Here is a 12,167-nt window from a genome sequence, read left to right as displayed (position 1 = left end):
GTGAGTGGAACTTCGTAGCAGGCTACGAAGTTCCACTCACATGGGTGGTGGTCAGTTGAGGTCGGAGGCCCAGTCGTAGGTCTCGAGGAACGGGTCGGGAGCGATGGCCTCGGGGGACTCCCACACCGTGTAGATCAAGCCGTCGGGCCGGATCTCACCGATGCGCGCGGTCTTGGAGATGTGGTGGTTGTCGCCGTCGATGACGACCTCGCCCTCGGGAGCGGCGAAGCTGACACCGTCGGCTGCGGCCTGAATGTCGGCCACCGCGAACGAATTTGCCTTCTCGACCGTGTTCTTCCACAGGTAGACCGAGGTGTACGCGGCTTCCATGGGGTCCGAGGTGGGCTTGTCGGCGCCGTACTTCGCCTTGTAGTCGGCGACGAACTTGGTGTTCTCCGGGCTGTCGACGGTCTGGTAGTAGTTCCAGGCAGTCAGCTGGCCCGCGATGTTCGCGGCTCCGATGCCCGCCACCTCTTCCTCGGCGATGGACACCGAGATGACCGGCATGTCAGCAGCTTTGAGGCCGGCATTGGTGTACTCGCGGAAGAATGCGACGTTGGAATCACCGTTGAGGGTGTTGAACACCGCGTCGGCGTCGGCGGAGCGCACCTTGTTGACGATGGTGGAGAAGTCCGTCGAGCCCAGCGGGGTGTAGTCCTCGCCCTTGATCTCGATTCCGTTGGCGGCCGCGTAGGCCTTGATCTCGCGATTGGCGGTCTGCGGGAACACGTAGTCGCTACCCACCAGGTAGAGGGACTTGACGCCCTTCTCCTTCAGGTAGTCCAGGGCCGGGATGATCTGCTGGTTGGTGGTGGCTCCGGTGTAGAAGATGTTCTTCGACGCCTCGAGGCCCTCGTACTGCACGGGGTAGTAGAGGAGCGCGTCGTTGTCCTCGAACACCGGCAGCATCGCCTTGCGCGACGACGACGTCCAGCCACCGAAAACTGCTGCGACACAGTCGCTGCTGATCAGCTTCTCGGCCTTCTCGGCGAACACGGTCGGCTCGGATGCGCCGTCCTCCGCGACGACCTCGATCTGCTTTCCGTTGACGCCACCCGCCGCATTGATCTGCTCGACGGCCAGTGCGATCGAATCACGCACTGTCACTTCGCTGATCGCCATCGTGCCGGACAGGGAGTTGAGCGAGCCGACCTTGATGGTGTCACCGGAGGTATCCACACACGAGGTGGACGAGCCTCCGCCGCCCTCGGCGGTGGTGGTGTCGCTCGCCTTGCTACCGCAGGCAGTGGCAACCAGGCTCAACGCAGCCAGTGCTGCGGGAACGACCATGACGCGCTTGACGGACATGCGCTTCGAGACAGCAGGCATCTACGGCCCTTTCGGAAGGTGTGTATACGGAGATGTATTCGCGATTGCGAACAGTAAAGGCAACTTATTGCGTTGGTATTTTCTGCGGTGACGAGTCTGTTTCTCGCGTTACGAGTAGGTAAAGGCGAGCTAATGACAAGACTGCTTGACATTGTATGACAAGCAGAGTTGACTTTTGGTCATGCCCGGATCCAACAACGTTCGCGCGCATCGCAAACAGGCACGCATCACGCAGGCCGAACTCGGCACCATCTGCGGAGTCAGCCGACAGAGCATCGTCTCCGTCGAGGGCGGCGACTACGCACCGAGCGTGTACCTGGCACTGCGATTGGCCCGCGCACTCGACACGACAGTCGAAACACTGTTCGGCGACGACGAAGGGAAACGATCATGAGCGCATTCACCAAAGCTGCCCGCTTCGTGGGAGACCTGGACGACGACTTCTACGCCGACGAACTACAACGTGACATCTGGAACGAGGCCTCGGCCGTCGGATACCAATCACTGATGTGGATAGCGATGATCGCGGGCGCGGTACTTCCCTTCGCGGCGGGAGTCACCGGGGCCTGGGTGTCGTTGGGCATCTTCGTGGCTCTGACTGCCGTCGCGAGCGTGATGTTGGCGTATGCCCGAGCTCGGGGGATCGACATGTACACCTCGCAGGAACTCCGGCGCGCTCGAATCGCATGTGCGGGCGTGCTGCTGATCCTTACCGGCGGCGGGGCAATGATCCGTCTGCTTGCTCATTACGGCGACGGCGATTTGGGGTCTCTCGCGGTCGGAGCCGCAATCGGCGCGCCCGTGGGTCTGGCTGTCGCAGTGGTGGGTGTGAAGATGCATCGGTCCCGACAGCGCCGGGCCGAGCATGCTGCGGAGCTGGCCGAGCAGCGGGCCTTCGATACGGATGAATGAATTGGGTCTCGAATATGTCGCACGATCTGTTACAGGGTGCAAGGATGCGTAAAGGCTTCGGTTGGACCGTCTCCGTTTCGCAGATTTGCAGGCCGGAGGGTATGTTCTGACCGATGACATCGCGATTTCCCGGTGTTGCGGCTGTAGGGGTGCTGTTCGGCAGCGGTTTCGGTAACGCGGACGGATGCACGTTCGATGTAAAGGGAGGCTCGGGTGGACGCCGATGACGACGTGTAATACCAATCCGTCCTCCGTCGCGCCACGAAGTACCAACGAGACCGTGTCGGGCGTCCACCTTCCGGTGGAGCATGCAAACAGGGAAGTCGAGACCGTGCGCAGAGAAAAGAGCTACCTCAGACTCGTTGGGTCGAGCACTCCCACGATCGAGGTTCTGGGCGGCCCCAGAAGCATCACCGTCGATGTGGACAACGTTTTTCCGGGTCAGGTATGCGAGGTCCTGCACAACGGCATGCTGTCGCTGAGCCCGCGCGTCGTCGTGGAAGACAACGCGACGAGCATCACCATCACCACGTTCGCGCTCAAGCCGGGTGAGTACAACGTCTCACTGCGTCTGGACGGACGCCTGGATTGCGTCACCGAATCGCAGACTGCTGTCGTCGGCGAGCAGTTCGAAGTTCGACGCAGCTCGTAGAAATTCGCTCGCAGGACATCGATGCGGCCCGTAGCTCACCGAGCTACGGGCCGCTTTGCGTTCAGTCCTCGACGATGAGCGACGGGGTGTCTCGGTGCAGAATCGCACCCTTGAAGAACTCGGGTTGCCGGAGCGCCACTACGGCCATGATGGCGATGCCGAGGACGATGATTCCCACTCCGATCAGGAACACCATCCCGATGCCGAACAGGGATGAGCCGCTGCCGAATTCGGGGTCCCAGGCGTCCACGGAGGTTTGGACGAACACCACCACCATGCCGACTCCGCCGAGGAGCGGTGCGAGGAATTTGAAGAAGACGTTGCGGGCACTGGTGAACAGCTCGTCTCGGAAGTACCAGACGCAGGCGAAGGCGGTTATCCCGTAGTAGAAGCAGATCATCAGTCCGAGTGCGGCGATGGTGTCGGTGAGGACGTTGTCGCTGACCACCCGCATGACGGCGTAGAAACCAGCGGATGTTCCGGCGGCCACCAGTGTGGCGAACCCGGGAGTGCTGAATCGGGGTGTGATGGAGGCAAATCGCTTCGGCAGGGCCTGGTAGTGGCCCATCGCCAGTAATGTGCGCGCCGGCGAGATGAACGTGGCCTGCAGGGAACTCGCGGAGCTACCCAACACGGCGAGAGACAGCAGAATCGCGAATGGACCCATGACCGGCGTCGCGAGCGCGGCGAACACGTTGTCGGTGGTGTCCGGGTTCTGCAGGCCGTTGCCGGTATCGCCGGTGCCGGCGAAGAGCAGGGTGGCCACGGCGGTGAGCAAATACAGCACGATGATGAAGAACACCGTCACCAGCGCTGCTCGGCCGGGTATTTTGGCGCTGCCTGCAGTTTCTTCGTTGACCGTCAGGCAGACGTCCCAACCCCAGTACATGAAGATCGACAGCGACAGCCCCGCGGTGAAGGCCGAGAAGCTGGGAATCCCGAACGGGTCGAACCAGTCGAGGCTGAACGAGATGTCCTGGGCACCCTCGCCTGAGCCGACCTTGACGAACGCAGCGACGATGAACCATGCCATCACCAGCAACTGAAACCCGAGCATCGTGTACTGGACGCGCTTGGTTTCCTGCATGCCGCGATAGCAGAGCCAGGCAGCCAAAGCCATGAAGATCAGACACGTGACGATGTTGACGAGCTTGTTGCCGGTGAGGTCGGCCAACGAGTCGTTACCGGTGAGTTGAGCGAGAAACAGATAGAAGAAGTCGACGGCCACTCCGGCCAGGTTGGAGAGCACGATGATGGTCGCCGCGATGAGGCCCCACCCGCCCATCCACCCGACGTACGGACCGAACGCTTTCGACGCCCACGTGAACGACGTGCCGCTGTCCGGTTCGGCGGCATTGAGTTCACGATAACCCAACGCCACCAACAACATCGGGATGAATCCGACGATGAAGATTGCCGGCAGGTGCACGCCCACCTCGGTGACCGTCGGTCCGAGCGAGGCGGTCAACGCATAGGCGGGTGCGATGGTCGAGATACCCAACACGACGCTGGCGAGCAAACCCAGCTGACCGGCCGAGAGGCCTTTGGACTCGACGTCCACGATCGACTTCTCACTCATTGCCGGCCTCTTTCGGAACGACGATCATCGGAACGGGAACCACCCGAAGCATTTTGGCGGCAACCGATCCCAGGAAGAGTCGGTGCGGACGCGCGAGCCTGGACGACCCGACCATGAGCACGTCACCGTCGTGCCAGTCCAGCGACGCAGCGGCCTTCTCGATGCCCGAGCCCTCGGCGATCAGAGACGTGACCTCCACGCCTGCAGGAACTCCGGCCTGCACCGTCTGCAAGATCTGCTGCGCCTTGGAGACATCGGTGGACTGGGGGCGTCGGGCGGATTCCGTACTCGAGGCCACGAGGGCCAGCAGGCGTAGGGGAAGCTGACCTCTGGTGGACAGTTCGGTTGCCGCCGCGACGAGTTCGGCTGCGCCCGGACGATTTCCGACGGCGCAGGTGATCTCGCGGACGCGGGGCGGGGGAGAGTGGCGATATCCACGGGGTGCCAGGGCCACGGGCACGTGTGCCACGTGGAGCAGATCGCTGGTGACGGTGCCGATGGAGTGGCGTCCTAGCAGGCCGTCACCGGCAGCGCCGACGACGATCATGGACGCGTCGGTGTCGGTTCCGGCGCTACGGAACTCGGTGTCGCCGGCCATGTCGAGCAGACCTTGCGCGAACGACTCGTCGAACAACAGGTGCGTTCGTGCCTCGACGTCGTCCGGTACCAGCGCACGTGCTTCGACCAGCCAGTCGGTGGCCTGGTCGATCAGGATGTCGTCGTAGGAGGCCTCCACCGGAGCCCTGGACGGAACAGGACGCTCCTGGGGGAGCACGAGACAGATGTCCAACGAAGCCTGCAACGAGCGTGCGAGCGTCACGCCCAGAGCGATCCCATCCGCCCCGCTCGGTGTCGCCTGGTACCCCACGATCAAACGCATGGGCGAGCCTTTCGTGAGGTCGAACGAACTAGTGACAGGTGCTGCCGGGATCGGTGTGGCAATGCTTCGGCTCCGATGCGGCGACGTCGAGTGAGGGGTTGCGATCGAAGAAGCCGAAAGGCTTGAGCCAGAACGAGACCGTGTCCGCGGGCATCACCGGCCAGTCCTCGGGCCTGGTGATGTGATGGATGCCGAAGGTGTACCAGACCACCACATCGGTGTTCTCGATCGATCGGTTCTTCTCGGTCCACTCGGGCAGGCCGTGGTCGACGCCACTCTGATTGACGAACTCGCCGCTCGGCCAACGCTCGTCGGGTGAATTGGGTGTGACCCACACGGTGTGACCGATCACCTGGGAACGCTGGAAGATGGGCGAGGCCGGATCGAACATCGCCGGAATCGCCGAGCCGGGCACCAACTTGTACGCGGGCCGGGTGCCGAGACCGTTGGTGACGTTGTCGTTGACCACCTTCCACGCCTTCTGCGTGTTCCAGTCGTAATCCTGCTTGCCCTCGGACTCGGTGGTGAGCGGGGTGTTCACTTGCGTCAGGGCCAGGCCGTACGGATTGTCGGGACCCATCGGCACCATCTGGGTTCGGCTCGAATAGACGGTGTTCTCGGTGCCGTCGATGTCCAGATCGAGCCGGGCGACCAGGAAGTGCTGGTGGTACGGCGCATACGTGCGATTGTCGATCAGCGTGCCCGACGGATGAGCGGTGCCCTCGTCGAAGTGCGTGACGACCATGATGCCCGTCGCGCGGACCTCGCACTCGATGTTGCCGTCCTGATAGAACCGCCAGTAGACCAGGTACTCGTAGTTCGCGACGGTGGCGTGGAAGCTGACGGTGAGACGGCGCATTCGACGCACCTCTGCCCCGGCGTCGTGGTCGACGTGCTTCCACAGCACCGCGTTGTCTTCCTCGTGGATACAGATCGCGTTGGTGATCGTGTACGGCTCGCCTTTGCTGTTGTGCAGCACGGCGTCGAGGTACCGTATCTCGCCGAGACAGTCGCAGCCGAGTTCGAGCGAGGTCGTCATGAAACCCAGGCCCCACTCGCCGATGTCGAACGCGGTGCGCCGATAGTGATCCTCGGTGTGGTCACGATACGGAACGATCATCTCCGCGAACGACATTCGGTTCGCGACGGATCGCACGTTCCCGTTGTCGTCGTAGGTGACGGCGTGCAGCGTCATGCCCTCGCGGTAGTTGAATCCCACCCGCAGCGACCAGTTCTGCCACGTGAGCTTGTTGCCGTCCAGCTCGAACGACGGGCCGTCCGGCTGGGTGATCTCGAGCGGCTTCAGCGGCGGCCGGCTGCTCGCGTTGCGGATGCGCTCCGGGATGTGGCGGGGCACGTACTCGCCCATGATCTCGGGCCGCTCGACGCGGTACGTGTCCTCGATTTCGAGCAGTTCCATCGTGTTGACGTCGATGACGCAGTGGAAGCCGCCCACCGGCCCCGCGTACGGATTGGCACCCGCGGCGGCTTTGACCCACGTGTCGGACCAACCCAGGCGTCGACCCTTGTACTTCTCGGGCGTCACCGCCTCGCCGTAGGTCCAGGTGTCCATGAACACCAGATCGAGATCGGTGATCCCGCGATCGGCAAGTGCGGCAATCACATCGGGGTGCGCGCGCAGGGCCGCGTCGGCCTCTTCCCACTCGTCGACGGTGAAGTTGGGCTGCACGTCCGGGATGTGGGTCCAGGATTCGGTGGTCGTGTTGTCCAGTGACACCACGGCTTTGAACGTGGTGTTCTCGGCCCGGTTCAGCACCACCGACACTGCGCGACGAGCAGGGACAGTACCGTCCGCATCGAATGCGGCCACCTCGGACTTGGCCGGTTCGATCATCTCGATCGAGGCGAATCGCCACCCGTCGCCGACGCCGTGTTCCCGGCCCAGAACCTCGGCGACTGTGGAGAATTCGTCGCTCGAGAGTGGGTCCAGGGGATGGAATGTCATGCGATGGTCTCCGTCGAGCTCATCACGTGCTTGATGCGGGTGTAGTCGTCCACGCCGTACGCCGAGAGATCCTTGCCGTAACCGGAGTACTTGAAGCCGCCGTGCGGCATCTCGGCCACCAGTGGGATGTGGCAATTGACCCAGACTGCACCGAAGTCGAGAGCTGCCGAAATGCGAAGGGTGCGGGCGTGATCGGAGGTCCAGACGCTCGACGCGAGACCGAAGTCGACGTCGTTGGCGAGCTCGATCGCCTCCGCCTCGTCGGAGAACTTCTGCACCGTCAGCACCGGGCCGAACGTCTCCTCCTGCACGATGGGATCGGACTGCTGCACGCCCGTGATGATCGTGGGCTCGTAGAAGAATCCCTTGTCGCCGATACGTTTTCCGCCGGTGACGACGGTTGCGTGTGCACCGACACCGTCGACCTTGGAGCTCACCTGACCGAAGTGGTTGACGTTGTTGAGCGGGCCGAGGAAAGTGTCGGGGTCGTCGGGCAATCCGACCTTCAGTGTCTTCGCCTTGGCGACGAGGGCGTCGACGAGCGAGTCGTGTACCGACTCGTGCACCAACACGCGAGTGACCGCCGTGCAGTCCTGGCCGGCGTTGAAGAACGCGGCCTCGGCGATGCCGTCGGCGGCCTTGGTGAGGTCGACGTCGTCGAACACGATGGCCGGTGCCTTGCCGCCCAGCTCGAGATGCGCGCGCTTGAGCTGCTTGGCGGCGGCGACGGCGACAGCGATGCCTGCCCGCACCGAACCGGTGATCGAGACCAGGCCGGGCGTCTTGTGCTCGACGATGGCTGCGCCGGTGCCGCCGTTGCCCAGAACGATGTTCAGCACTCCGTCGGGGACGATGCCCTTCGACAACTTCGCCAGCACCAGGGTGCTCTCGGGGGTGGTGTCGCTCGGCTTGAGAACGACGGTGTTGCCGGCTGCCAGCGCAGGCCCGATCTTCCAGATCGCCATCATGAACGGGTAGTTCCACGGCGTCACCTGCCCTACGACGCCGATCGGCTCGCGGCGTACGTACGAGGTGAACCCGTCCATGTACTCGCCGGCCGACTTGCCTTCGAGCATCCGGGCAGCCCCGGCGAAGAACCGAATCTGATCTGCTCCGACGGTGACTTCCTCGGCGGCGATGGTGGCCTTCGGCTGACCGGTGTTACGACTCTGCGCCTCGACGATCTCGTCGCTGTGGGCCTCGATGGCGTCGGCGAGCTTCAGCAGTACCTTCTGCCGCTCACTGGGAGTCGTCTTGCCCCAGGTCTCGAAAGCTTTGGCGGCAGCCGACATTGCGGCGTCGACGTCGGCCGCGTCGGAGATGGGGGAGTGGGCGACGACCGTCTCGTCCACCGGGCTGATCACATCGAGCATCTCGGTGCCCGAGGGCGTCACGAATACCCCGTCGATGTAGTTCTGCAGGACAGGCACCGTCATGACAACCCCTAGCGTCGAGTATTTCGGTTCTGCAAAGCCTGCACCTACGCGCGAAACTTTGCCACCCGACAAGATTTACACGACGACGCAATCGATCAGGACGAAACGTCGGTGGAATGGTCTTCTGCAGGAGATGCTCAGCGGATAGCCTGTGGCAGTGCACAACACCGAGGTGGGATACCAGCAGATCGCCGACGACACCTGGGCCTTCATGCGTCCACCGGGGAGTTGGGGGCAGACCAACACCGGGCTCGTCGTCGCACCGGGTTCGGCGTCGATGCTGATCGACACCGTCTGGGACGTGAACTGGGCCGAGCGGGTTGTCGCTGACACCGCCGAGTTGGTTTCCGCCGCACCCATCACCGAGGTCCTCAACACGCATTCGGACGGTGATCACTGGTGGGGAAACGACAGCGTGCCCGCCTCCGCGCGCATCACCACCAGCGCGGCGTCGCTGCACGCGATGAAGGCGGAGACTCCACCGAAGGGTGTATCCGCATTCGCGTCCTTCGGCAAGGCGGTCGGCTGGGTGCCGGGACCGATCGGTGCGATGGGCTCCTACATGGACCGTGTTCGCGGCGACGCGCTGTTTCCGTCGGCGCTGCCCCGCCTGCCTGATCACACCTTCGAAACCACCGAGACCATCGATGTCGCAGGAAGATCGGTTCACCTGCGCTATCTCGGTCCGGCGCACACCGAAGGTGATCTCATCGCTCACCTCCCGGACGTGGGGGTCGTATTCGCAGGCGACCTGCTCTTCATCGACGCCACCCCGGTGCTCTGGCACGGACCGCTGCAGAACTGGATCGACGCCCTCGACCATCTCCTCGAACTCGACGCCGACGTGTACGTTCCCGGCCACGGCCCCCTGTGCGGCACCGACGAAATCCGCGCCGTGCGCAGCTATTGGACCTGGGTGGCCGAGGCCGGACGGGCGTGCTTCGACGCGGGCCTCGGCTCCACCGAGGCCGCCCTCAACCTGCTCAAATCCCCCGAATTCGGGCACTACGCACACTGGGATTCGCCCGAGCGACTCATCCTCAGCATGAGCACGCTCTACCGCCTGTGGCGAGGAGAACCCGCTGCGCAGCCCACGCTGACGCGTCGAGCACGCGCGTTCGCCGACGCGGGACGCTATCTGCGGGAGAGCTAGTGTCGGCCTTCCGGTGAGAATGCTGGTTACCGGGCTCCGAACTCCTTGGTCAAGGATGCGGCGAGCGCGAACAGTGGGGTCGGATTCGGTTGTTCTGCACACGGTTCGAGTACGACAGTGGTAGCGCCCGCGTCGATCCAGCGCTGCAGATTACTCATGGCGGCATCGGAATCGGATTCGACTGCAACATAGACGACGATCTCGTGACCCGGGCCCGCGGCGATGTGTCCGACGGCAGTCCGCAGCTGATCCGGGTCCGTCTCGCTCGTGAGAATGGTGCCGACACTCCTGCGGCCGCTCAGAGCAAGGGTTTTCGGGCCGGTGGCCCCGACGAGAAGCGGAGGTGCCAGCAGCGGAGGCCAGTCGAGCTGCACATTGTCGAGCGAGACGTATCGTCCCTGCGTGGTGACGCTCTCGCCCGCGAGGAGAGCGGTGAGTGCTGTCATCTGCTCGTCGAGTAACGTCAGCGGAGACTGCACTCGTGCGCCGATCTGGCCCATCCACGACTGGACGCCGTGGCCGAGTCCCACACGAAGCCGACCCGGATGGACCCTAGCGACGGTCGCGATCTCCATGGCAGTTGACGCGACGTTCCGCATCGGAGTGGGCAACACCCCAATGCCGACGTGCACGCGATCGGTGCTCGCGAGAATCAGTGCAGCAGTATACAACCCGCCGGAGAAGAAGCAGTCTTCCCACAGCCAGACCTCGTCGACGCCCGCGGCATCGGCTGCGCGAGCCGCGTCGACCAGTTTCTCCGGGGCGATCTCGGGCCTGAGTACAACGCCGATTCGGGTCATGGGGTTCTCTTTCTGATCAGCGAACGAGATACGGGGACACCGAGCTTCGGTGCTCGTCTATGTCGAGGTCCTTGCCCAGCGGTGGGAACGCACGTTGCGGGCAGTTCGAGCGTTCGCAGACCCGGCAACCCGCTCCGATCGGAGTCGCGACCGCCGAGCCCTGCACGTCCAGTCCGTCGGCGTACACGAGCCGTCCGGCATGGCGAAGTTCGCAACCGAGGCCGATGGCAAAAGTCTTGCCGGGCTGACCGTATCGAGCGGCGCGGCGTTCCACCGTTCGCGCGATCCACAGGTAGTTGCGGCCATCGGGCATCTCGGCGATCTGCGTCATGATCTTGCCGGGATACGCGAACGTCTCGTACACGTTCCACAGCGGACAGGTGCCGCCGCTGGAGGAGAAATGGAAGCCGGTGGCGGACTGCCGTTTCGACATGTTGCCTGCGCGATCGACTCGAACGAACGAGAACGGAACACCGCGCATCTCGGGGCGCTGCAGCGTGGAGAGTCGGTGGCAGATGGTCTCGTAACTGACCGAGAAGAAGGCCGAGAGCCGCTCGATGTCGTATCGGAAATCCTCGGCGACATCATGGAACTGGTGATACGGCAACACCGTCGCGGCCGCGAAGTAGTTGGCGAACCCGAGTACTGCCAACTTCTTCGACGCCTCGCTCGTGAAGTTTCCCTCGTCGGCCATCTTGTTCAACAGGTCACCGCATTCGAGATACGCGAGCTCGGCGGCGAACTTGAAGACCTTCTGCCCGCCGGAGAGGTGGGGAGAAATCTCCAACACCCGCGTCTGCGGGTCGAACCGATGCAGCACGTTCTCACCGAGGTCGATGCGATTGACAATCTGCACGTCGTGCACCGTGCGCAACCGCTTCGCGATCTCACCACCCACGTCGGCGCGATGAAACCGAATTCTCGACGTCAATGCCTCTGCGGCGGTATCCAATTCGTGCAGATAGTTCTGTCGTTGATAGAAGTAGTCGCGCACCTCTTCGTGCGGCTTGCTGATGGAGCCGCTGCCACTGCCGTCCGAATATCGTTCCTCGGTCGCTGCCAACAGCTGAGCCGTCGTATTGCGGTATCGGCGATGCATATTGACCATTGCCCGAGCCAGCTGTGGGTGCGAGCTGACCATCTGCGCGATCTCGTGCGGATCGGCGTCGATGCCCATGTCCTGGTCGAGCGCGACCTCGCGCAACTCGGCAACCAGCCGGGTGTCGTCCTCGGAGGAGAAGAACGAGGTGTCGACGCCGAAGACCTCCGAGATGCGCAGCAGAACCGGAACCGTCAACGGGCGCACGTCGTGCTCGATCTGGTTGAGATAGCTGGCCGAGATGCCGAGCTTCTGCGCCAGAGATACCTGGCTCATGCTGCGTTCGCTGCGTAGCTGCCGAAGGCGCACGCCGACGAAAGTCTTGGACACGGTTGCCAGGCTACGCCTGCGAAGAATTGCC

At 63.3% G+C, this 12,167-nt stretch carries 11 protein-coding genes; 4 read left to right on the top strand and 7 right to left on the bottom strand.

Annotated elements, in window-relative coordinates:
* Positions 1-51 precede the first annotated feature (51 nt).
* The gene (gene urtA, locus E4P29_RS01870; RefSeq protein ID WP_032369802.1) at positions 52-1,329 is read right to left on the bottom strand and encodes an urea ABC transporter substrate-binding protein; all 1,278 of its coding nucleotides are present in this window, start codon (positions 1,327-1,329) and stop codon (positions 52-54) included.
* Between the two features lie 181 nt (positions 1,330-1,510).
* Between urtA and E4P29_RS01865 the strand changes: the two genes are divergently transcribed.
* The 3 genes from E4P29_RS01865 (at position 1,511) to E4P29_RS01855 (ending at position 2,893) form a co-directional block, all read left to right on the top strand.
* Positions 1,511-1,723: a helix-turn-helix transcriptional regulator gene (locus E4P29_RS01865; RefSeq protein ID WP_135041408.1), complete on the top strand. Its 213-nt coding sequence runs from the start codon at positions 1,511-1,513 to the stop codon at positions 1,721-1,723.
* A complete protein-coding gene (locus E4P29_RS01860; protein ID WP_135041406.1) occupies positions 1,720-2,241 on the top strand; it encodes a hypothetical protein in 522 nt (173 codons plus the stop codon). The genes E4P29_RS01865 and E4P29_RS01860 overlap by 4 nt, the downstream gene beginning before the upstream one ends.
* 223 nt (positions 2,242-2,464) lie before the next feature.
* Positions 2,465-2,893: a hypothetical protein gene (locus E4P29_RS01855; RefSeq protein ID WP_135041404.1), complete on the top strand. Its 429-nt coding sequence runs from the start codon at positions 2,465-2,467 to the stop codon at positions 2,891-2,893.
* A gap of 61 nt (positions 2,894-2,954) precedes the next feature.
* On the opposite strand, the gene E4P29_RS01850 is transcribed toward E4P29_RS01855, so the two are convergent.
* From E4P29_RS01850 to E4P29_RS01835, 4 genes are read right to left on the bottom strand one after another with little or no spacing between them, the layout of a single operon-like run.
* The gene (locus tag E4P29_RS01850) at positions 2,955-4,472 is read right to left on the bottom strand and encodes an APC family permease (RefSeq protein ID WP_135041402.1); all 1,518 of its coding nucleotides are present in this window, start codon (positions 4,470-4,472) and stop codon (positions 2,955-2,957) included.
* Complete coding sequence (locus E4P29_RS01845) at positions 4,465-5,352, bottom strand: universal stress protein (RefSeq protein WP_135041401.1); 888 nt, start codon at positions 5,350-5,352, stop codon at positions 4,465-4,467. Before E4P29_RS01845 ends, E4P29_RS01850 begins: the two co-directional genes overlap by 8 nt.
* Positions 5,353-5,380: 28 nt before the next feature.
* Positions 5,381-7,318 (bottom strand): primary-amine oxidase, encoded by a 1,938-nt coding sequence (locus tag E4P29_RS01840; RefSeq protein ID WP_135041399.1) that lies wholly within the window; start codon positions 7,316-7,318, stop codon positions 5,381-5,383.
* Positions 7,315-8,754, bottom strand: coding sequence for a gamma-aminobutyraldehyde dehydrogenase (locus E4P29_RS01835; protein WP_135041397.1), 1,440 nt, complete (start codon positions 8,752-8,754; stop codon positions 7,315-7,317). The genes E4P29_RS01840 and E4P29_RS01835 overlap by 4 nt, the downstream gene beginning before the upstream one ends.
* A 157-nt stretch (positions 8,755-8,911) precedes the next feature.
* Here E4P29_RS01835 and E4P29_RS01830 point away from each other — a divergent pair, with 157 nt between their 5' ends.
* Positions 8,912-9,907 carry an MBL fold metallo-hydrolase gene (locus tag E4P29_RS01830; protein WP_245154107.1) on the top strand — a complete coding sequence of 332 codons (996 nt, stop codon included), beginning with the start codon at positions 8,912-8,914 and terminating at the stop codon, positions 9,905-9,907.
* Positions 9,908-9,933: 26 nt separating this feature from the next.
* On the opposite strand, the gene E4P29_RS01825 is transcribed toward E4P29_RS01830, so the two are convergent.
* Both E4P29_RS01825 and ramB read right to left on the bottom strand, forming a co-directional pair.
* Positions 9,934-10,707 (bottom strand): LLM class flavin-dependent oxidoreductase, encoded by a 774-nt coding sequence (locus tag E4P29_RS01825; RefSeq protein WP_135041395.1) that lies wholly within the window; start codon positions 10,705-10,707, stop codon positions 9,934-9,936.
* Positions 10,708-10,723: 16 nt separating this feature from the next.
* Complete coding sequence (ramB, locus tag E4P29_RS01820; RefSeq protein WP_135041393.1) at positions 10,724-12,136, bottom strand: acetate metabolism transcriptional regulator RamB; 1,413 nt, start codon at positions 12,134-12,136, stop codon at positions 10,724-10,726.
* Between the last annotated feature and the right edge of the window lie 31 nt (positions 12,137-12,167).

This window comes from Rhodococcus sp. 1R11 (assembly GCF_004563845.1).
Lineage (GTDB): Bacteria > Actinomycetota > Actinomycetes > Mycobacteriales > Mycobacteriaceae > Rhodococcoides.
The sequence above is the reverse complement of the archived record's forward strand: the minus strand, read 5'-3'. Positions and strand labels throughout refer to the sequence as shown.